Annotated in this window: 19 protein-coding genes; 15 read left to right on the top strand and 4 right to left on the bottom strand. The window is 52.9% G+C overall.

Annotation, left to right across the window (positions count from 1 at the left end; genetic code table 11):
- Window positions 1-30: 30 nt before the first annotated feature.
- Window positions 31-696, top strand: a complete 666-nt coding sequence (locus BN3795_RS13320; RefSeq protein WP_068785121.1) for a YitT family protein — start codon at window positions 31-33, stop codon at window positions 694-696.
- A 78-nt stretch (window positions 697-774) separates the two neighbouring features.
- Here BN3795_RS13320 and BN3795_RS13325 read toward each other — a convergent pair whose 3' ends face one another.
- Complete coding sequence (locus BN3795_RS13325) at window positions 775-1,257, bottom strand: DinB family protein (protein ID WP_068785122.1); 483 nt, start codon at window positions 1,255-1,257, stop codon at window positions 775-777.
- 143 nt (window positions 1,258-1,400) lie between these two features.
- Here BN3795_RS13325 and BN3795_RS13330 point away from each other — a divergent pair, with 143 nt between their 5' ends.
- Window positions 1,401-1,958: a CGNR zinc finger domain-containing protein gene (locus BN3795_RS13330; protein ID WP_332835605.1), complete on the top strand. Its 558-nt coding sequence runs from the start codon at window positions 1,401-1,403 to the stop codon at window positions 1,956-1,958.
- A gap of 70 nt (window positions 1,959-2,028) precedes the next feature.
- On the opposite strand, the gene msrB is transcribed toward BN3795_RS13330, so the two are convergent.
- Window positions 2,029-3,009: a peptide-methionine (R)-S-oxide reductase MsrB gene (gene msrB, locus BN3795_RS13335; protein WP_068785124.1), complete on the bottom strand. Its 981-nt coding sequence runs from the start codon at window positions 3,007-3,009 to the stop codon at window positions 2,029-2,031.
- 451 nt (window positions 3,010-3,460) lie between these two features.
- Between msrB and BN3795_RS13340 the strand changes: the two genes are divergently transcribed.
- Entirely contained in the window at window positions 3,461-4,156 is a 696-nt protein-coding gene (locus tag BN3795_RS13340) for a TerC family protein (RefSeq protein WP_068785125.1), read from the top strand.
- A 76-nt stretch (window positions 4,157-4,232) separates the two neighbouring features.
- Here BN3795_RS13340 and BN3795_RS13345 read toward each other — a convergent pair whose 3' ends face one another.
- Window positions 4,233-5,054 (bottom strand): helix-turn-helix transcriptional regulator, encoded by an 822-nt coding sequence (locus BN3795_RS13345; protein ID WP_068785126.1) that lies wholly within the window; start codon window positions 5,052-5,054, stop codon window positions 4,233-4,235.
- Between the two features lie 309 nt (window positions 5,055-5,363).
- Between BN3795_RS13345 and BN3795_RS13350 the strand changes: the two genes are divergently transcribed.
- The 8 genes from BN3795_RS13350 (at window position 5,364) to BN3795_RS13385 (ending at window position 13,215) form a co-directional block, all read left to right on the top strand.
- Window positions 5,364-6,134, top strand: a complete 771-nt coding sequence (locus tag BN3795_RS13350) for a sugar phosphate isomerase/epimerase family protein (RefSeq protein WP_068785127.1) — start codon at window positions 5,364-5,366, stop codon at window positions 6,132-6,134.
- Window positions 6,127-7,209, top strand: coding sequence for a Gfo/Idh/MocA family protein (locus tag BN3795_RS13355; RefSeq protein WP_068785128.1), 1,083 nt, complete (start codon window positions 6,127-6,129; stop codon window positions 7,207-7,209). The genes BN3795_RS13350 and BN3795_RS13355 overlap by 8 nt, the downstream gene beginning before the upstream one ends.
- Before the next feature lie 222 nt (window positions 7,210-7,431).
- Window positions 7,432-7,749, top strand: a complete 318-nt coding sequence (locus BN3795_RS13360; protein ID WP_068785129.1) for a winged helix-turn-helix transcriptional regulator — start codon at window positions 7,432-7,434, stop codon at window positions 7,747-7,749.
- A 58-nt stretch (window positions 7,750-7,807) separates the two neighbouring features.
- A complete protein-coding gene (locus BN3795_RS13365; protein ID WP_068785130.1) occupies window positions 7,808-8,374 on the top strand; it encodes an FAD-dependent oxidoreductase in 567 nt (188 codons plus the stop codon).
- Between the two features lie 216 nt (window positions 8,375-8,590).
- Window positions 8,591-9,307 carry a hypothetical protein gene (locus BN3795_RS13370; RefSeq protein WP_198524706.1) on the top strand — a complete coding sequence of 239 codons (717 nt, stop codon included), beginning with the start codon at window positions 8,591-8,593 and terminating at the stop codon, window positions 9,305-9,307.
- Window positions 9,308-9,541: 234 nt separating this feature from the next.
- Window positions 9,542-11,974 carry a nitrite reductase large subunit NirB gene (gene nirB / locus BN3795_RS13375; protein WP_068785132.1) on the top strand — a complete coding sequence of 811 codons (2,433 nt, stop codon included), beginning with the start codon at window positions 9,542-9,544 and terminating at the stop codon, window positions 11,972-11,974.
- A 31-nt stretch (window positions 11,975-12,005) separates the two neighbouring features.
- Window positions 12,006-12,353 (top strand): nitrite reductase small subunit NirD, encoded by a 348-nt coding sequence (gene nirD, locus BN3795_RS13380; RefSeq protein WP_068785133.1) that lies wholly within the window; start codon window positions 12,006-12,008, stop codon window positions 12,351-12,353.
- Window positions 12,354-12,432: 79 nt separating this feature from the next.
- On the top strand, window positions 12,433-13,215 hold the full coding sequence (locus BN3795_RS13385) for a formate/nitrite transporter family protein (protein ID WP_068785134.1): 783 nt from the start codon (window positions 12,433-12,435) through the stop codon (window positions 13,213-13,215).
- A gap of 166 nt (window positions 13,216-13,381) precedes the next feature.
- Here BN3795_RS13385 and BN3795_RS13390 read toward each other — a convergent pair whose 3' ends face one another.
- Complete coding sequence (locus BN3795_RS13390) at window positions 13,382-14,098, bottom strand: Crp/Fnr family transcriptional regulator (protein ID WP_068785135.1); 717 nt, start codon at window positions 14,096-14,098, stop codon at window positions 13,382-13,384.
- Window positions 14,099-14,538: 440 nt separating this feature from the next.
- Here BN3795_RS13390 and adhE point away from each other — a divergent pair, with 440 nt between their 5' ends.
- The 4 genes from adhE to BN3795_RS13410 all read left to right on the top strand — a co-directional run bounded on the left by adhE (window position 14,539) and on the right by BN3795_RS13410 (window position 22,119).
- Window positions 14,539-17,154 (top strand): bifunctional acetaldehyde-CoA/alcohol dehydrogenase, encoded by a 2,616-nt coding sequence (gene adhE, locus BN3795_RS13395; RefSeq protein WP_068785136.1) that lies wholly within the window; start codon window positions 14,539-14,541, stop codon window positions 17,152-17,154.
- 249 nt (window positions 17,155-17,403) lie between these two features.
- Complete coding sequence (pflB, locus tag BN3795_RS13400; protein WP_068785137.1) at window positions 17,404-19,665, top strand: formate C-acetyltransferase; 2,262 nt, start codon at window positions 17,404-17,406, stop codon at window positions 19,663-19,665.
- Window positions 19,666-19,778: 113 nt separating this feature from the next.
- Window positions 19,779-20,519 (top strand): pyruvate formate-lyase-activating protein, encoded by a 741-nt coding sequence (gene pflA, locus BN3795_RS13405; protein ID WP_068785396.1) that lies wholly within the window; start codon window positions 19,779-19,781, stop codon window positions 20,517-20,519.
- A 208-nt stretch (window positions 20,520-20,727) separates the two neighbouring features.
- A complete protein-coding gene (locus tag BN3795_RS13410; protein WP_068785138.1) occupies window positions 20,728-22,119 on the top strand; it encodes an ABC transporter substrate-binding protein in 1,392 nt (463 codons plus the stop codon).
- Window positions 22,120-22,134 lie beyond the last annotated feature (15 nt).

A 22,134-nucleotide genomic window follows, 5' to 3' on the forward strand; every position in this document is an offset into this window, starting at 1 on the left:
TCAACCAAACTACGATAAGAGGGATTCCAAATGAGGACAAAAGCAAGATGGCAAACGTACGGCATTCGATTGTTGACGATGTTGGCAGGGTCTTGTCTACTGGCGTTTACGTATTACCACATCAATTTTCAGAACGGATTGTCGGAAGGCGGATTTGTCGGTCTGGCCTTGCTGGGCAAATATCTGTTTAATCTGCCCCCGGCATTAACCATGATCCTGCTGGATCTGCCGATTCTGGTACTCGCTTGGTGGCTGAAGGGCCATAAATTTGTGATGAATACGATGGTGGCGTCGCTGACGTTCTCGCTGGTTTACGAGCTGTGCGAACGATATTCTCCACTGACGATGAATCTGCAAGGCAATCTGCCGTTGGCCGCGTTAATGTCGGGCCTCCTCACCGGTTTCGGAGCAGGACTTGTCCTGCGGGCAGGCGGAGCGAGCGGCGGAGACGATATTTTGTCCATGCTGCTGAGCCAGTGGTCCGGCATCAAAATCGGTACGATGTTTATCATCATGGATGCGATTGTGCTGACGGTCTCGTTGTTATATTTACCATTTAAAGAAACGATGTTTACGATATTAGCGGTACTGATCGCCGGCAAGATGATTACCTGGACGGTTCATTACGGACAGGGACAGTTGACGCCGATGCGGCGGCTGCCTTACCCGATCAAAGAGAAAACGGCTCGAGCTTGAGGCTCGGGCCGTTTTTTTTTTACATTTCATTTATCCCGGACGGAGAGGCGGGGAGAAGGGCGGTTGCCTTAGCTTTACTTAGGACCTCCAGGAGCCTTGCTGTCTGCGGATCAGCACGATTTGTCCGGCATGGTAGGCGTCATGGAGCATCCAGCGGGATAATTCGCGTCCCACAGATTCGTTCGTATTCGCGTACGGCGCTTCCAACTCATCCTCGGATAAAGAGGCGATCACCTCGCGCAATTCCAGCTGAATCCGTTTGGTTTCTGCCATCACGTCCGTCCACGAGGCTTCATCCGCTGTCCCCACGGCAAAGGTCTCCTCGTTAGTTTCCACGCGTGCGCCCGGTTCCACCCCTGTTAGACGGCTAAGCATCCGCTCGTTGTAATAATTGATGTGATTGACGGTTTGCCAGATGGTGTTGCCGCCTCCCGGCGGAGCCCAAACCGCTTGTTCGGCAGTCAAACCTGCCAGCGCCGTCGATAATGGGACGATCCATTCCTCTTCTTCCCAGGTGTTGTCTTTCTGCAATGCCAGCAAATCGGTGGCTCTTACGCTCATTTCACAGCTCCTCCTTAGGTTTGTAACTGGTTAGTTCGAGTTTTAAGGGTTACAATGGTATTGTAGCAGAAGTTGAATTGAATGTAACCATTAAAATAAATTTTAGATCGTTACATCCTTGGGGGTTGGCGGAATTGGAGACATTGTGGAGTGATTTTTTGAATAGTGAGTGGCATGATTGGCGGGGAAGCGGGCGCAGCGAAGATCGGCTGGAGAAGCCGACCTGGCAGGAGCGGCTCCTGAGCGACTGGCATTTAGTCGCACCGGTCCCCATGCCTGCGGAGGAGGCAGAGGCGATGCGTCGATTTCGGGAGCAACTTCGCGCATTGGCGGTTAAATTGGCAGAAGGCGGGAAGATGGATAATGGGGATTGGCAGCTCTTAAACGAGTATCTATCGCCGGATACGGTGACCCGCCGCTTGATCGGCGAACCTGGGACCCTCCGGTTGGAATATATTCCAGTGACGGAGGATTGGCGTCATGTGCGGGCGGAAATCGCCGCAAGCTTCGGCGAAACGCTGCTTGGCGGAGAGACAGGGAGGATTCGGGTATGCGATAATTCCGATTGCCGCTGGATTTTTTATGATGACACGCGCAACCGTACGAAGAAATACTGCGATGATAAAATGTGCGGCAACCTGATGAAGGTGCGGCGGTTCCGTGCCCGGAAGAAAGCGGGAGCGGGGCAGGGCGAGGAATAGAGTCATATTGTTCGTTGAAATGAGAACAAGGCTGCCGGGATCGGCAGCCTTGTTTATGAATAGAGATGGTTTACTCGTGCGCATCATCAAACAGGTAGAGATATTCCCCGTACCCTTCCTTCTCCAGGTCCGCCTTCGGTACGAACCGGAGTGCTGCGGAATTTATGCAATAGCGCAGTCCGGTTGGTTCCGGACCGTCCTCGAAGACGTGGCCAAGGTGAGAATCCCCCAATCGGCTGCGCACCTCGGTACGGATCATGAAGTGGCTGGTATCGGTTTTCTCCTTGATATGATAGCTGTGCAGCGGGCGCGTAAAGCTCGGCCAGCCGCAGCCGGCATCGTATTTATCACGGGAGCTGAACAGCGGCTCTCCGGACACGACATCCACGTAAATCCCCTCTTCTTCGTGATCCCAATACTCGCCGGTGAATGGCCGCTCGGTTGCGTTATTTTGCGTCACCTCATATTGCATGGGGGTCAGCCGGCGCTTCAGTTCTTCCTGATCGGCAGGGCCGGACCAGTGGCGTTCCAGGAAGTCCTCACGGCCGGAGCCTTTGCGATACAGCTTGTAATGCCCCGGATTTTTCTTATGGTATTGCTGATGATATTCCTCTGCGGGATAGAAAGGAGCCGCCGGCAGAATCGGGGTAACAATCGGCTTATCGAAGCGGCCGCTTTGCGCAAGCTCCTGCTTGGACGCTTCCGCCTCCAGACGCTGCTGCTCGTCATGGTAGAAAATCGCAGTGCGGTACGAGTCGCCGCGATCATGAAATTGCCCGCCCTCGTCCGTCGGGTCGATCTGCTGCCAATAGAGCTCCAACAGCTTGCGGTAAGGAAACACAGCCGGGTCGTACGTGATCTGTACGGCTTCGTAGTGGCCGGTATGTCCGGCGCAAACCTGCTCGTAGGTAGGATTAACCGTATGACCGCCGGTGTATCCGGATATAATGCCATGGATGCCGGGGAGCTCTTCGAATGGCGATACCATACACCAGAAGCAGCCTCCGGCAAAGGTGGCGAGTTTGACATGGATATTTGACGCTGGACTCATTGTGATCCCTCCATTTCGATCTTTATTATAACTTGTTTTGTCACCAAACCCAAAACGTTGGCATAAAAAAGCTGGTGCTCTCCCGAAGTACGTGCTATAATGATTCCATTAATCATGCATGGTTCCCAAAGGGGAGTAGCTGCTACAATAAAGTCGTCATTACGGGAGTGATACATACCCCCGGCTTTATTGGCAACGATACGTTGTTAGCGAGACCTTTGCCCGTAGCGAGTATTGGGTAAAGGTCTCTTTTGATGCATAAAATTGCGTCGTGCCCAATACGGACACGGCGTATTTTTTTTGGATCCAGATGGGGATTGTTCCCGTAGCCCCAGCCGCATCAATTGTCCGCCGGCCAGTTACAATATCCTTATCAGCCAGCGGTCGATCGCAAGGCGGTTTTCCAGAAAGAATAGGTCCGCTGCATGGTACATTAGAAAGGGGAGAGAACATGGAGTTATTTTCGCCGGAATTTTGGATGGCCCTATTATCCATCGTCCTGATCGACCTCGTCCTTGCAGGGGATAACGCGATCGTTATCGGGCTGGCTGCCCGTAACGTGCCGCATCAGGACCAGAAGAAAGTCATCATTTGGGGAACCGTGGGCGCGATCGTCATCCGGGTGATCATGACGCTGCTCGTCGTGCAGTTGCTCAACATCCCGGGCCTGCGCCTTGCCGGCGGTCTTGCCTTGGTCTGGATCGCTTACAAATTACTGGTTGAGGAGAAGAACCACGAAATTAAAGCAGGCAACCGGATGTGGGCGGCGATCCGCACGATCATCATCGCCGATGCGATGATGGGCCTGGATAACGTACTCGCTGTCGCGGGGGCCGCGCATGGGGACACCCTGCTGGTGATCATCGGTTTGGCAGTGTCCGTTCCGATCATGGTTTGGGGCAGCACGATGATCCTGAAGCTGACCGAGCGTTTCCCGATTGTGATTACAATCGGCGCGGCTGTACTCGCCTGGACATCGGCCAAGATGATCGTGGAAGAGCCGCTGATTCATGACTGGTTCGCCAGCCCGTGGATCAAATACGGCTTCGAAATCCTCGTTATCGCTGCCGTTGTGCTGCTGGGCACCTACATGAAGAAGCGAAAAGCACGCCTTCGCCCAACCGTTCCGCAAACGAACGGAGGATAAAGCTTAACACTGGAACAACGCCGCAGGCGGCCATTCTCATGGGCTGCTCGCGGCGTTGTTTGCATTGCGGGGATGCTTAAGTGCTGTTATCCCTGGCGGTTAAGCGAAATTGCTTCGGCGACATGCCAAACCGCTTGCGAAATACTTTATGGAAGTAGTTGTAGCTGGGGAAGCCCGAGCTTTCCGCAACATGTTCGAGCGACAAAGGGCTGAAGATGATCCGCTCGCGCGCCATGTTGAGCCGCACTTCCAGGGTGTATTGAATCATACTGGTACCAAACGCCTGTTTGAACAGATGCACCGCCCGCGACACGCTGATGCCGACGTGGGCCGCCGCATCCTCCAGCTTAAAGGGGGAGGAGGCATTCTCTTCGATATAATTTTTCAGGCGGTGGGCAAGATAGGTTGGATAGGTAGGCTGCGGCTGCTCCAGCAGGTTCCGTTCAATCTCCAGGCACAGGATTTTCAAATAATACTCCGATATTTCCGGGGTCGGATTCGAGATGCGGCGCTGCTCCAGCATGATCTGCCGGAAGGCTCCGACGATGCCCTCGGACAAAGGGACTTTCAAGCGATGAGGAAGCGGCCGACGATTCCACCAGGCTTCAATCCATTCCCCGGACAAAAAGATATAGTAATCTCCGCTGGACACCGCCGTTTCGCCCGTGCCGTTCGGCTCGGCTTCGATTATGAGCTCATAGGGGTCTCCCGGGGCAAACAGCAGCAAGTCGCCGGGCTCCAGCAATTCCAGCCGCCCGTTCAGCCGTGAACGGCATTTGCCTAACGTCTGCAGGCGAATCAAATAATTCTCGTGCCCATCCCCTTGCGTCGTGTGGAACGGCTTGCGGTGCAACGAATAGCCAGCATGCAAAATTTGCAGGTTTGCTTCCTCTTTCATAGCTGTCCTCCATAGGGTTTTCCAAAAAAATGACCAGATTGTTCATGTTTCAATCACATTATTCATTTTACAATGGAGCGTTTTGAAATACCATGGTACATGGAAAGCGCAGTCTCCCCAACAAGCATCGGCTTGGAACCTGTGTTCCTTGGGGCAATTCGGGAGGAGCATTCTTGCGCAGACTGAACAGCGTCCTTAGAAGGCGCACGAGGGGACGGAGAAATCGCAAATGAAAACGCATTCACCGTCAGGCAAAACACAATGGCTTAGCTGTATGCACCCAATACAAAGGAGAGGTGGACAAAAATCATGACACAGATCGGTTTGCAGTTGTATACGGTAAGAGAGCATTTGGAACGGGATTTTGAAGGAACGCTGCGCAAGGTGGCGGAGCTTGGCTATAAAGGCGTGGAGTTTGCCGGATTTTACGGGCGTACGGTGGAGCAGGTACAGAAAATTTTGCAAGAAACGGGATTAACCGCGATTGGTGCGCATACTCCGTACAACCGCTTGAAGGAAGCTCTGGATGAGGAATTGGCGTTCAACAAAGCGATAGGTAGCCGCTATATCATCGTTCCTTACTTGGCGGAGGAAGATCGTAACCGCTGGTCGGAAATTATCGAGGATCTGAAAAGATTCGGTGAGCGCTGCAAAGAGGAAGATTTGGTGCTTTGCTATCATAACCATGATTTTGAGCTTACTTTGCAGCATGACGGCAAACCGGTGCTTGATGCGATCTATGAGCAAGTGCCGGCCTCCTTGCTGCAGGTTGAGCTCGATTCCTGCTGGGTTGCCTTTGCCGGGGCGAATCCGCTGGATTATATCGCTAAATACCAAGGGCGTCTTCCGCTGGTGCATTGGAAGGACCTGGTCAAGAAGGCGGACGGTTCGCCGGATACGGTCGAGCTTGGCCGTGGGGAAATCGCCATCACGGAGATCGGCGATGCTGCGATTGCCGCGGGGGCGAAATGGCTGATCGTCGAGCAGGATCATTGTGCAGGAGATGCCTTGGAAAGTATCGGAACAAGTATGGAGTGGGTACGCTCCTACGCGCAAAAGGGAGGAAACATTCGTGTCTAGAACGTTGAAGGTAGCTGTCATCGGCTGCGGCGGAATTGCGAACGGAAAACATTTGCCAAGTCTGGCGCAGCAGCCTGAGGTGGAAATGGTCGCGTTCTGCGATATCGTCGAGGAGCGGGCAGCCAAAGCCGCCGCGCAGTACGGCGCGGAGGGAGCTAAGGTCTACACCGATTTCCGTCAGTTGCTGGCGGAGAGCGATGCCGAGGTAGTGCATGTCTGCACGCCTAATGATTCCCACGCCGAAATTACGGTGGCTTCGCTGGAATCCGGCCGCCACGTGATGTGTGAGAAGCCGATGGCCAAGACGGCCGAGCAAGCCCGTCAAATGCTGGATGCGGCCAGACGCACGGGGAAAAAGCTGACGATCGCTTATCAGAACCGCTTCCGCAGCGACAGCTTGTACTTGAAGGAGTTATGCGAAAACGGCGAACTCGGCGATATCTATCTCGGCAAGGCGCTGGCGCTTCGCCGCCGGGCGGTACCAACATGGGGCGTGTTCCTGGACGAGGAGAAGCAAGGCGGCGGCCCTTTGATCGACATCGGCACTCACGCCTTGGACCTCACCTTGTGGCTGATGAACAATTACGAGCCGAAGAGCGTCACCGGATCCGTCTTCCACAAGCTCGGCAGCCGCGAGAATGCGGCTAATGCGTTCGGTCCCTGGAACCCCGAGGAATTTAAAGTGGAGGACTCCGCCTTTGGCTTCATTACGATGAAGAACGGGGCGACGATCATCCTCGAATCGAGCTGGGCGCTGAACGTCGTGGATATCGGCGAAGCCAAGACGCTGCTGTGCGGAACCGAAGGCGGCGCGGACATGACGAACGGCTTGCGCATCAACGGCGAGAAGAGAAGCCGCTTGTATGAGACGAAGATCGATCTGGGTTCGGGCGGCGTAGCCTTCTTCGAAGGGAAGCAGGAGACCGATGCAACGAGGGAAGCCAGAGCCTGGGTGCAGGCGATCCTCGAGGATCAGGAGCCGCTCGTGAAGCCGGAGCAGGCGCTTGTGGTGACGGAAATTCTGGAAGCCATTTACGAGTCGGCGAGAACCGGAAAGACGGTATATTTTAATTGAAATTCAACAAGTTCGGATGGAGGATTCTGCCGCCGAAATGTGGTGGGTATAAGTTACAATCAGGGTAATATACTATATTAGCGGCCGCCGCCTGGGCGGTCGTTTTTTTAAATGACCCGGAGGACCCCCTTACTTTCCAAGGACAAATGTGCTAATATGAAATATACTAACAAAATGTAAGTCTTGAGCCTTTAGGCGGGCAATGATAATGAGGTGAATTTTATGGATGAGCATTCTCACGCGATGTGTCCTCGGTTTGAATCGGCTTTTTCGTTTCTGGGCAAGCGTTGGAACGGATTGATCATCAACACGCTGATGAGCGGGCCGAAACGATTCAAGGATATTTCCAATCAGATTCCTTCCATGAGCGATAAAATGTTGTCGGAGCGGATGAAGGATTTGGAATGTGAAGGGATCTTGATCCGTCACGTTTATCCTGAGACGCCGGTTCGGATTGAATATGAATTGACCGAGAAAGGGCGGGCACTTCGTCCGGTCATGGATGAGGTTCAAGCCTGGGCAACCGAGTGGATTAAGTGAACGACATGCCGTTACCGGCGAGCGGGCGGCATGAATACAATAGAAAGTGGGTGTACTTGTGGCTGAGGTAATTGTTATCGGAGCAGGACCGGCGGGAGCCAGCGCAGCGCTCTTCTTAGCCAAAGCGGGCAAAGAAACGCTCGTTCTGGACAGCAACGCCAGCATGACCAAACGGGCATGGATCGAGAATCATTACGGCGCGAAGGAGATTTCCGGGCCGGATCTGCTGAAGATCGGGCGGGAGCAGGCGGAGAAATTCGGCGCGAAATTCATTGAGGAAAAAGTGACGGGCATCGACACGAACGGCGGATCGAAAGTCACCGTCAAGACCGAATCCGGCCGCAGTTATGAAGCGTCCCATATCATATTGGCTACCGGTGCGTTAACCGAACTTGCAAGCGCTATCGGCTTGGAGCTGCAGGAAGGCCGCGAACCTAGAATCAAAACGGTCATTGCAACAGACGGCCAGGGCCGTACGAGTATTCCGCGCGTTTGGGCGGCAGGAACGGTAGCCGGAGTAAGCGTGCATACGATCATCACCGCCGGCGACGGTGCGAAGGTAGCGATTGAGCTGATCAGTGAGCTGAACGGCGAGCGCTACGTGGATCACGACGTACTTAAGTAATTACTATGAACATACGACAGGCCTCCTATTCCGGGAGGCCTTTATTTATGCGGAAATGAAGCCATGTACCGCAAAGTGAGCACAATCGCCAAACGGATTGCCTTCCTGCCGCCGATTCGAATAAAATTTGAGAACCAGCGCCTTGTCCGGTATCCTTAAGATAGGAATATTCCTATGCCCGAGTTGGGACAATGATAGGAGAAAGGCGGGGCGGCAATGCGCAAAAGATGGCGATGGCTTGTAGGATGGTTGGCAGGAATGGCGTTAATCGTGTCGGCGTGCGCCCAAGGCCAGATTACCGATCAACCGGCACCAGCGGAAACGCAGAGAATTGAGAAAGAACAGCCTAGCGACGATATTACGTTGACGATCGACGGAGGCACATTTATCCCTGACGTAACGCGCAGCCTGCATTATGACTATATGGAGGGCTTAACGGCGCGCTATGCCCTGGAAAGCAGCGGGATCGTCAGATTCACAGAGGATCGGTTGGCGATCTTGTCCGTTGGGGAGGTATCGCTGGATTCCACGCTGGAATGGGGCACTCGTCTGAACGACAAGGACCTGGCTTCCAGCAGTTGGGATCAGGAGCTGAAGGCCGGGGACAAGCTTCTCGTCTATGTCAAGACCGTGGACAGTTATGAAATGATCCCGCAGCAAGCGTCATTGCTGTTGACGATCGACGGGGGCAGCCAGAAGAAATATTATGTCAATAAATATGACGACAACACCACGGTCCGGGATCTTTTGAAACGAAGCGGCATCGTTCAGTTTAATCCCAACAACAAATCGATTGTGTCCGTCGGCGGTTATATACCTCAGGAGAACGAACAGTGGATTCTGAAGGTGAACGGGAAGAGGCTGCTGGACAATGGGCTGGACATGAGGTTAAAGCCGCAGGACAATGTGGAGGTTAGTTTAAAACATAAATAGCGACATGAAGGTTTTGATGGATCCGTATTCCTGGGTGTAGCCGGGGATGCGGATTTTTTCAATAGGTTTCACAAAAAAAATATGACAAAGTTTGTGTTAAATTTCACAATTTATGTGAATGCAATCACAAACTATCTTTGATTTGAACTTTATACTAAGTTCATCACTTAAAAATTGAACTATCGTGAAGAGAGAAGAGAACCCCGTTATTTATTTGGAGGAGGTATTGCGAACATGGGAACTGACAGAGAGAAACTGGTCGTAATCGGTAACGGAATGGCTGGTATCAGCGCCGTAGAGCAAATCCTGAAGCTGACTACGAAATTCGACATTACGGTATTCGGGAGCGAGCCGCATCCGAACTATAACCGGATTATGCTGTCATATGTACTGGAAGGCAGCAAAACGATGGACGATATCGTCCTGAACGACTTGAATTGGTACCAGAATAACGGAATTACGCTGCATATGGGAACCACCGTCGAACGCATCGATGCGGATGCCAAAGAGGTGGTGGCTGAAAACGGGCTGCGCGTTCCCTATGATAAGGTGCTTATTGCTACGGGCTCCACTTCGTTTATTCTGCCGATTCCAGGCAGCGACAAGGAAGGGGTCGTCGGTTTCCGCGACATTGCGGATTGCGAACAAATGCTGCAAGCGGCGAGAACCTGCAAGAAGGCCGCCGTCATCGGCGGCGGACTGCTCGGACTGGAAGCGGCTAAAGGCCTCGTACAGCTTGGCATGGATGTCACCGTCGTGCATTTGATGGAGGATCTGATGGAACGCCAATTAGACCCTCAGGCGGCCGGCATGCTGCAGGCGGAGCTGGAGCGGCAGGGCATTAAGTTCAAGATGGGCGCGCAGACGACGGAGCTGCTCGGCGATCGCCGGGTAAGCGGACTGCGCTTTGCGGACGGCACGGAGCTGGAAGCGGAGTTCGTCGTGATGGCAGTCGGGATCAAGCCGAACGTCGCCGTTGCCAAAGCCAGCGGACTCGAGGTCAACCGTGGGATCGTCGTCAACGATTACTTGCAGACATCGCTGGAAGGCGTATATTCGGTCGGTGAATGCACTGAACACCGCGGAATCTGTTATGGTCTGGTAGCGCCATTGTTCGAGCAGGGGATGGTGCTGGCCAAGCATATCAGCGGGGTGGAAACCGCTCCATATGAAGGCTCGGTCGTATCGACGAAGCTGAAAATTTCCGGCGTGGACGTCTTCTCCACCGGCGAATTTATCGACGGACCGGAGCATACGGTGATCGCCAGCAAGGACGATTGGAAACGGACGTACAAGAAAATATTGCTGAAGGATGGCAAGCTGGTGGGTGCGGTCCTGTTCGGCGACATTTCGGATTCGGCCGAACTGCAGAAGCTGATCAAGCAAGGCGCGGTGATGACCGACGAATTGTATGAATCGCTGATGGGCGGCGGCTGTTGCGGCGGAGCCAAGAAGAAGGCATCGGTCGAGACGATGAGCGACGATGAAATCGTCTGCGGCTGTAACGGAGTCACGAAAGGGACGATCGTGGATTGCGTCGTGAACCAGGGAATGACCACGGTGGATGAAATCAAGGCATGTACCGGGGCGACCCGTTCTTGCGGCGGCTGTAAACCGGTTGTAGAGCAAATCCTGCAGTATGTGCTTGGCGACGGCTTCACGCAAACGGCGAAGCAGGGCATTTGTGGCTGCACCACACTAAGCCGCGATGAAATCGTGGCAGAGATCAAGGCGAAAGGGTTGCAGACCACCAAAGAAGTGATGAACGTACTGGGATGGTCACAGCCGGAAGGCTGCTCGAAATGCAGACCGGCGATCAATTATTACCTGGGAATGATCTACCCGGACACGCATGAGGATGAGAAGGCTTCGCGGTTCGTCAACGAACGGTTGAACGCCAACATCCAGAAGGACGGCACGTATACGGTGGTCCCGCGGATGTACGGCGGCGTAACGACACCGGAAGATCTGAAGAAAATCGCCGACGTTTCTTTGAAATATGACGTCAAAGTGGTGAAGGTCACGGGCGGACAACGTCTCGACCTGATTGGCGTGAAGAAAGAGGATCTGCCGAAGGTTTGGGCGGAGCTGGATATGCCGTCGGGTTACGCCTATGCAAAATCGCTGCGTACTGTAAAGACCTGCGTTGGTTCGCAATTCTGCCGATTTGGCACCCAGGATTCGATGGGCATGGGCGCATTGCTGGAGCGTAAATTCGAGCGTCTGGACTTCCCGGCCAAATTCAAAATGGCCGTGAATGGCTGCCCGCGTAACTGCGCTGAATCGTGCACGAAGGATATTGGCATCGTCGGCAATGACGGCGGCTGGGAAATCTTCATCGGCGGCAATGGCGGGATCAAGGCACGGCTCGCGGATTCGCTGTGCAAGGTGAAAACCGATGAGGAATTAATCGAGCTGTGCGGTGCAATTATGCAGTATTACCGTGAGACCGGCAACTACTTAGAGAGAACATCGGAGTGGGTGGAACGGATGGGGCTTGAACATATCCGCTCGGTTGTCGTTGACGATCCGGAGAACCGCAAGGTGTTGATGGAACGCATTGAATTTGCCTTGAAGCAAGTGACCGATCCATGGAAAAAAGTGCTGAATGACGAGGAGCAGCGCGGCAAATTGTACCATTCATTGGAAATGAGCAGCCAGTTGTAGGACCACGTTCAAGCGAAAGGGGTTAAGGAGCATGAAGATGGAGTTGAATGGTGAAACGTTATACCCTGTCGGCGCCCTGGAGGATTTCCTGCCGCAGATCGGGCGTGTTGTGGAGGCGGGCGGTCGGCAGATCGCCGTCTTCCGCACGTCGGATGACCGCCTATTTGCAGCGTTAAATCAAAATCCGCATCCGAAGGGCGGCCCATTGGCCGAGGGCATGGTGTCGGGTCATTATCTGTACGATCCGTTGTACGACTGGAAAATCGATTTGACGACCGGGCTTGTTCAAGCGCCGGATACCGGTCAAGCCGTGATGTTCCCGGTTAAGGTGGAGAACGGGCAGGTATTCGTTGCCGCAGCCGGGCTGCAGCAGGTGTAACGCGGCGGGCAAAAGCGCGGTGATCGGAAGGTCGCCGCGTTTTTTTAACCTAAGGAAACGAGATGGGGGAGGAACTGAGATGTTTACGCCAAATGTGGAAGCGATTGTGGAAGTAGCAGTTAAGAAAAAGGAGAAGATGAATGAAAGCTTGCCCAGGTATCTCGTGTCAGCCATGCTGGCAGGGGCTTATGTCGGTTTAGGCATCATCTTGATCTTTAGCATCGGCGGGCCGCTGGCCGCGGCTAAATCGCCGTACCAGACGATGCTCATGGGGATGTCTTTCGGATTAGCGCTGACGCTGGTCGTATTTGCAGGCTCGGAGCTGTTCACCGGCAACAATATGTTCTTTACGGCAAGCACGCTGGCGAAACGGACGACGGTTGGAGATACGGCCAAGAACTGGACCCTCGTATTCCTCGGCAACCTCGCCGGCGCGCTGGTGCTCTGTCTGCTGATCGTCGGCAGCGGGTTGTTCAAGACGGCTGCGCCGGAGCATTTGATCTTTGCCGCTTCAGCCAAAAAGATGGGCGCCCCGGTGTCAGAGCTGTTCTTCCGCGGCATTCTGTGCAACTGGCTCGTCTGTCTGGCGCTCTGGATGGCGAACCGGGCCAAGGAGGATATCGCCAAGCTGGTCCTGATCTGGTGGTGCCTCTATGCGTTTATCGCCAGCGGTTACGAGCACAGCGTCGCCAATATGACCCTGCTCAGCTTGTCGCTGCTGCTGCCGAACCATCCGGACACGATCACGATGGCCGGTTGGCTGCACAACATGGTGCCGGTGACGCTGGGCAACATGGTTGGCGGAGGCGTCTTCGTCGGCATGGCTTACTGGTTTATTTCGCCTGTTCGCAAGAAAGCCTAAGGCACACGAGATGCGCCATCCCCCAAGCCCATTTGGCTTGGGGGTCTTTGCCTTGCCTTGCGTTGTCTTGCAGGGATAGACCCAAGCAAAAAACCGCCCAACCAGGAAGGACGGTTCGGATCGCTAGAAGGCGGTACTAGCGTCTATAGGAAGGAGCTGTCGGCGCTTAGATGCGGCAAATTTCGTTCGGACAAAGCTCACAGTGGCAAATATCCTGCAGCATGACGAGATCCTTGATCACGATCATGCCGTTCTCGTACTCCAGTGCATCTTTCTTACGCAGGTCGCTCAGCATCCGGTTGACGCTCTCGCGCGTTGCGCCGATCATATTGGACAAGTCGGTGTGGGTGATCTTCTTGTTGATCAGAATCGTGTCCCCATGCTGCTCGCCGTAGGTATTGCTGAGGCGAATCAATGTCGAACATAAAGCGCCTGGTTTGCCGTACATCATCAAATCGCGGAATTTCGTCTGCGTCAAACGGTGGTGGATCCCCATCCATTTCATGAAATCGATGGCGAAATCGCAATGCTGGCAGATCATAATCTCCAGATCCTTCTGCTCGATCACGCCGATTTCGCAGTCTTCGATGACTTCAGCGGTAAAGCTGTGCTTCGTGCTGAAGAACGGATCGGCTTGACCAACCATGTCGCCGCGCCCATACATGTAGAGGATCAGTTCCTTGCCTTCGTCCGTCGATTTGGTCAACTTCACGCGGCCGCGCTTGATGTAGAACAGTTTATCGGAAAAGTCACCTTCCCAGAACAAATGCGTCCCCTCGGGATAAGCTTTGTCTTTCATCGTAACGAGAAGGCGATTGAAGTTTTGCTCTGTAAAACAGCTCGTATTGCCGCGGGGCAGGGTGGCATTTACAATTTCACTCATCATCGATTTCCCCTTTGTGTTCCAAATTTTTCTGAAAATTTTAAATTAATTATATAACGTTTTTTCGTGATTTTGGGGGCCGTAAAGCCTGAAAAAGTGTCGAAATTTCAACATTGTGAGAAAATTCACTTTGTTAAGCGAGAGAATCCGTTATAGATTGGGCAAATTAACGGGTTATGAAGGCCATGATCGCAAGGGCAAAACTCTACACTATGTAAAGTATATATGAAAATAAACTCATGGCAAGTGAAAACTTTCAATTTTCTTTAAAGTATGTGAAATAATTCACTATACATCGATCATGCCCTGTGCTATGATCAAGACATAAAGAGAAGCGCACAAGCTTCATAAGGGTTCGCTTGCAAGTGAAAATTTTCACGAATTGATATTCACTCCATTCGCAGGCAAATCCTTAACCCAATCTTAGGAGGATGAGAGAGATGGCCGTTAAAAACGAAGTGGCTCCAAAAGCGCAGGCAACCGCACAAGATTACATTCAAACCTTGATCAACAAAGCAAAGAAAGCTTCTGAAGCCTTCATGAGCATGGATCAGGAGCAAATCGACAACATCGTGCAGGCGATGGCTTTGGCCGGTCTCGACAAACACATGCATCTCGCAAAACTGGCAGTTGAAGAAACGGGACGCGGGGTCTACGAGGACAAAATCATCAAGAACATGTTTGCGACCGAATACATCTGGCACAGCATCAAGTACGACAAAACCGTAGGCGTGATCGAAGACAATCCTTACGACAGCTTCCAAAAGATCGCCGAGCCGGTAGGGATTATCATGGGGATTACCCCGGTGACCAACCCGACGTCGACCACCATCTTTAAATCTCTGATCGCCATCAAAACGCGCAACCCGATCATTTTCGGTTTCCACCCCTCCGCTCAAGCCTGCAGTACGGAAGCCGCTAAAATATTGCTCGAAGCCGCCGTTAAACACGGAGCGCCGGCTGACTGCATCCAGTGGATCGAAAATCCTTCCATGGATCGCACAAACGCGCTGATGAATCACCCGGACGTAGCTTGCATCTTGGCAACCGGCGGATCCGCCATGGTTAAGGCTGCATACAGCTGCGGCAAACCGGCTCTGGGCGTTGGCCCTGGGAACGTTCCTTGCTTTATTGAGAAGAGCGCAGATCTGGATCAAGCGGTGAACGACCTGATCCTGTCCAAAACGTTCGACAACGGGATGATTTGCGCATCCGAACAGGCTGTCATTATTGAAGAACCGATTTTCGACCAAGTGAAGAAGAAAATGATCGCCAACGGCTGCTATTTCGTAAATAAAGACGAGGCTGCCAAGCTGACTGCAGGCGCCATCATCGCCGACAAATGTGCGGTGAATCCTTCGATCGTTGGCCAGTCGGCGATGAAGATCGCGGAAATGTGCGGCATCGACGTACCGGCCGGGACGAAAATTCTCGTTGCCGAAATTGAAGGCGTGGGTCCGAAGTTCCCGCTGTCCGCGGAGAAATTGAGCCCTGTGCTTGCGTGCTATAAAGTGAAAAACGCCGAGCAAGGCATCGAACGCGCTCTGGAAGTTGTTCAATTCGGCGGCATGGGCCACTCTTCGGTGATTCACTCGAACAACGAGGAAGTCATTCAGAAGTTCTCGGATCGGTTGCCAACCTGCCGGATCCTGGTGAATCAGCCTTCCTCGCAAGGCGGGATCGGCGATATCTACAACACGAACCTGCCGTCGCTGACGCTGGGCTGCGGATCGTACGGGCGCAACTCGACTTCGTCGAACGTGACAGCCATCAATTTGATCAACGTGAAAAGGGTGAATCGTCGGACCGTGAACATGCAGTGGTTTAAGGTGCCAAGCAAAATTTATTTCGAGAAAAATTCGACGCAATACTTGGCCAAAATGCCGGATATCTCCCGCGTGCTGATCGTCACCGACCCGATGATGGTCAAACTGGGTTACGTGGAAAGAGTCGAGCACTATCTGCGTCAACGGCAAACGCCGGTTGCCATCGAAGTCTTCTCCGACGTCGAGCCGGATCCATCGACAACGACGGTGGAACGCGGTACCGAGCTGATGGCCAAATTCCAGCCGGACTGCATCATCGCTTTGGGCGGCGGTTCGCCGATGGACGCCGCAAAAGGCATGTGGCTGTTCTATGAATATCCGGATACCGATTTCCATAACCTGAAGCAAAAATTTATGGATATCCGGAAACGGATCTACAAATATCCGCGCCTGGGCCAAAAAGCGAAATTCGTGGCCATTCCGACGACGTCGGGGACCGGTTCCGAAGTCACTTCGTTTGCGGTCATCACGGATAAAATCAACGGCAACACGAAATACCCGCTGGCGGATTACGAGTTGACACCGGACGTGGCGATCATCGATCCCGAGTTCGTTTACAGCTTGCCGAAGGTTGCGGTAGCCGATACCGGGATGGACGTCCTGACGCATGCGATCGAAGCTTATGTATCGGTGATGGCCAACGACTATACGGACGGTTTAGCAATCAAAGCGATCCAACTGGTATTCCAATACCTCGAGAAATCGGCGCTCACCGGCGACAAGCTGGCCCGCGAGAAAATGCACAACGCATCGACCCTTGCCGGCATGGCGTTCGCCAATGCGTTCCTTGGCATCAACCACAGCTTGGCGCACAAGTGGGGCGGTCAATACCATACGGCGCATGGGCGCACCAATGCGATCCTGATGCCGCACGTCATCCGCTACAATGCGAAGAAACCAACGAAGTTCGCGGCATGGCCGAAATACACGAACTTCGTAGCTGACGAGCGTTACGCGGAAATCGCCCGCATTCTGGGTCTGCCGGCACGCACGACGGAAGAAGGCGTGAAGAGCTTGATCAAGGCGATCCGCGACCTGAACAAGAAACTGGGCATTCCGGAAACGTTCCAAGAGCTTGGCTTCGATCCGAAGGATTTCGAATCGCGCGTCGACTACCTGGCGGACCGTGCATTTGAAGACCAATGTACGACGGCGAATCCGAAGCTGCCGCTGGTCAGCGAGCTGGCGGAAGTTTACCGCGATGCCTTCTACGGAAGATTTGAAGAATAAGTGAACAGCCCTGAATGAAAACGTGACAAATATCACTTAATGTGATATTTGTCACAATCTTTTTAGCGGGGTTAAGCTATGATTACAATATAAATGATCCCTCATAGATTTATGATGGAATGAAACCCGGTCCTCAAGCCCGGGCACAATAATTGACTAAGTTGTGAAAATTGTCACAAATTTTAAGGGATCATGAGGCGCGGAATATACCTTCAAACCGCGACCACTATATAAATGGAGGGAATAAAGATGTCGGTGATCGAAAAAGAAGTACAAGACGTGCAAAACGCATGGAGAGGCTTCAAACCGGGTAAATGGATGAATGAGGTGAATACCAAGGATTTCATCGATACGAACATCACGCCTTATCACGGCAACGAAGCTTTCCTGAAAGGCCCAACATCCAACACCAAGGCGCTGTGGGATATCGTATCGACCTTGTCGAAGAAGGAGAGAGAAGCAGGCGGCGTACTGGATGTAGACGTAAATACGCCATCGACCATTACTTCTCATGCTCCTGGATATCTGGACAAAAACAAAGAACAAATTGTTGGTGTACAAGGTTCCGCGCCTTTCCAACGCACGATCCGTCCTAACGGCGGCATCCGGATGGTCATTACCGCTTGCAAAGCCTACGGCTTCGAACTTCCGGAAGAAATCGTGGATCTGTATACGAACGTTCGCAAAACACATAACCAAGGCGTATTCGATGCCTATACAGCAGAAATGAGAAATGCCCGCCATACCGGGATTATTACCGGTTTGCCGGATGCTTACGGCCGCGGCCGCATCATCGGCGACTACCGCCGCGTAGCTCTGTACGGCGTGGATTTCCTGATCAACCAAAAGAAACAAGAGCTTGACGAGCTGGACGTCGACGTGATGAGCGAAGAAATCATCCGCCAACGCGAAGAGTTGTCCGAGCAAATCCGCGCTTTGGGCGAGTTGAAGCAACTGGGTCAAATGTACGGATTCGACATCGCCAGACCGGCAAACAATGCGAAAGAAGCTTTCCAATGGCTGTATTTCGGATACCTCGCAGCTGTTAAAGAACAAGACGGCGCTGCAATGTCCCTTGGCCGCGTATCTTCGTTCCTGGACGCTTACATCGAACGCGACTTGGCTGAAGGCACATTGACGGAAGAAGCGGCTCAAGAATTGGTCGACCACTTCGTCATGAAGCTGCGGATCGTGAAATTCCTGAGAACTCCGGAATATAACGAACTGTACAGCGGCGACCCGACATGGGTAACCGAATCGATCGGCGGGATGTCCGTGCAAGGCGTAACCCGCGTCACGAAGAACAGCTTCCGCTTCCTGCACACGCTCTACAACCTGGGAGCTGCTCCAGAACCTAACCTGACGGTGCTGTGGTCGGATAAATTGCCGGATGCGTTCAAGAAATATTGCGCGAAGGTATCGATCGAGACCAGCTCGATTCAATACGAGAACGACGACCTGATGCGTCCGATCTACGGTGACGACTACGGTATCGCTTGCTGCGTATCCGCGATGAGAATCGGGAAGCAAATGCAATTCTTCGGCGCCCGTGCGAACCTGGCCAAATGCTTGCTGTACGCAATCAACGGCGGCAAAGACGAAAGATACGGCACGCAAGTAGGTCCGGAATATCCGGCGATCACCTCCGAATATCTGGATTACGACGAAGTGATGAAACGCTTCACTCCGATGATGGAATGGCTGGCCAAATTGTATATCAATACGCTGAACGTCATTCACTACATGCATGACAAATACGCTTACGAACGGATTGAAATGGCGCTGCATGATCGCGACATTCTGCGGACGATGGCTTGCGGTATCGCCGGCCTGTCGGTTGTGACCGACTCGCTCAGCGCGATCAAATACGCGAAGGTTAAACCGATCCGCAACGAAAACGGCATCGCCGTTGACTTCGAAATCGAAGGCGAATTCCCTTGCTACGGCAACAACGACGAGCGCGTTGACCAAATCGCCGTGAATCTGGTGGAATCGTTCATGAGCATGATTCGCAAGCACCAAACTTACCGGAACGCCATGCCAACGCAATCGATCTTGACAATCACCTCGAACGTTGTATATGGTAAGAAAACAGGTACAACGCCTGACGGACGTAAAGCCGGCGAACCGTTCGCACCTGGTGCGAACCCGATGCACGGCCGCGATAAGAAAGGTGCCTTGGCTTCCTTGAGCTCGGTCGCAAAACTGCCTTACGAGCACAGCTTGGACGGCATCTCGAACACCTTCTCGATCGTACCGAAGGCGCTCGGCAAAGACGAAGCAACCCGGATCTCGAACCTCGCTTCGATGATGGGCGGTTACTTCGGCAGCAACGCGCATCACTTGAACGTTAACGTCTTTGACCGTGAGACGCTGCTTGATGCGATGGATCATCCGGAGCAATATCCGCAATTGACGATCCGCGTATCGGGTTATGCGGTGAACTTCATCAAGTTGACTCGCGAACAACAGCTGGATGTTATCAATCGGACGTTCCACGGCACAATGTAAGGACCTGCTGACAAGCAGCAACAATTGAAGCTGAACGATAGAATGGGGAGTTAGGCATGATCGCCTTTCTCCTCATTCCTTTCTTAGAGCTTATTATAGAAAGGGTGACGAAGATGCTTAAAGGTCGCATTCATTCATTGGAAACTTTCGGAACGGTAGATGGACCGGGGATTCGTTTCGTCCTCTTTATGCAGGGCTGCTTGCTGCAGTGCCAGTATTGCCATAACCCGGACACCTGGAGCCTGACGGAAGGCAAGGAGATGACCGTGGAAGAAGTGCTCGCAGAAATCGAACCGTACTTGAGCTATTACCGCTCGTCCGGCGGCGGGCTGACGGTATCCGGCGGCGAAGCGACGCTGCAGGCGCCGTTCGTAACCGAATTGTTCCGGGAAGTGAAGAAACGCTGGAACCTTCATACGACGCTGGATACAAACGGCTACAACGAAGGGGACAAGATTCGTGATTTGCTGGATGTCACTGATTTGGTCCTGCTGGATTTGAAGCATATCGACAACGAGAAGCATATCAAGCTGACCGGGAAACCCAATGACCGGATGCTGAAAATCGCACGCTGGCTGTCCGACCATGACCGGAAAATGTGGATTCGTCACGTTTACGTGCCGGGCATCCATGGCGATGAGCAGGATTTGCTGGAGCTGGGCCGTTTTATCGGCAGTCTGCAGGGGGTAGAGAAGTTTGAAATCCTCCCTTATCACCAAATGGGTGTTTACAAATGGCAGGAACTCGGTTGGGCGTACCCGCTCGAAGGCGTTCCTTCTCCAACGGACGAAGAGATCGAACGAGCTTATCGTTTGATTCATGAAGGCGAGCGGCAAGTTGCAGCTAATTCGTAAGTTCGCGTAATGTTTTCTTACACTAAAAAATGATTTTCGAACCTAAAGCGGTTAAACCTTTCGATAGATGTTAGGTTTAACCGTTTTCATTTTGCAATTTAGATGATATTATCCCCTTAATAGAAAAATGTCCTCCTTATCAAAGGTGATGGCGCTTTCTATAATGAGGGTGTATCCCATAAACGAGTTTGAGGAGGGTCTATCAAACATGAGGAAGAGTTTGGTGCTGCTGCTGTCTTTGGTGTTTATCGCATCCGCATTGTTAGCGGGCTGCGGCAATTCCGGCAACAACGGGAAAAATGCTGCCCCTACCCCGGCGAACGAAGGCCAGGGCACGTCCAATGCGGGGACGGAAACGGAAACGAATAACGATCCGTTTGAAATTACGATCCGCCACACGCAGGTAGGGGAATCCAAGAAGTTCCGCCTGGCGATGCTGGAGGATGTCGTCAAACAAACGGAAGCCGCTGTACCGGGCTTAACCATTAAGCTGGATGCGGTTGACTCCGAAGTGAACCGCAAAGAGAAATTGCGGGGCGAAATGGCTGCGGGCAAACCGCCGGAAATTTTCGACGTATTCGGCAGCCCGGATGCCCAGCTGTACGCTAAGGAAGGCTTGATGCTGGACTTGGCGCCGATCATCGAAGAATTAGGGATTAAAGATAAATTTACGACACTCGATCCGTTTACCTTGGACGGGAAAGTGTACGGTCTGCCGATCGGCGGCTCGATCGAAGGTTACTTCTATAATAAAGAGTATTTCGAATCCAAGGGCTTAACGGTGCCGAAGACGCTTGGGGAACTGGAGCAAATCGCCGAGAAAATCAAGGCGGACGGTAAAATTCCGTTTGCCCAATCGTCCAAGGATGCCTGGATCCCGCTGATGACGACCAACAACCTGTGGTCGTATTATGCCGGACCGGAGATCACGTACGGCTTCAAGGCGGGCACAACCAAATGGACGGACGAGAAGATGGTCGCGGCCATTGCCAAACATCAGGAATGGGTGAAAAAAGGGTATTTCAAAAAAGGCGAGCTTGGTTTTGAATACGCGGATATGAGAAACCAGATCATTACGGGCGAAGCGATCATGATGATGGACGGCTCGTGGGCGAACTCCGTGTTCCGCGATCCGGCCCAAGCCGGCGATATGGTCGGCAAAATCGGCTTCTTCAACATGCCGCCGGTGAATGCAGGCGATCCGGTCGTTGTGATGCAGGACGCGAACAACGGGTACGGCTTCTCCAGCGCTGTTGCGGACGATCCGCGGAAGCTTGCCGCAGTGAAAGAGTTTATCAAGAACATGTGGACGGATGAGATGCAACTGCGCGGCTTGAAGGAAGACGGCGTGCTGCCGGCGATGAAGATGGATCTGGAGCAGATGAAGACGGCGTCCGACGACCCGTTAATGCAGGATATTTTCAAAGCGGTGAGCGAAATTGGCACTTCCTTCCCGGCGTTTGACGCACTGGTGCAAGCCGAAGTGAATACCGCGCTCAGCATGGGGATCCAACAGATTATCGGCGGTGAAATCGAGCCGGCGAAAATGCTGGAAAATGTCCAGGCGGCGCAAGATACGGCCAATGCCGCGGCGGAATAAATTTTAGTATGAAAA

The organism is Paenibacillus phocaeensis, assembly GCF_900021165.1.
Taxonomy (GTDB): domain Bacteria; phylum Bacillota; class Bacilli; order Paenibacillales; family Paenibacillaceae; genus Fontibacillus; species Fontibacillus phocaensis.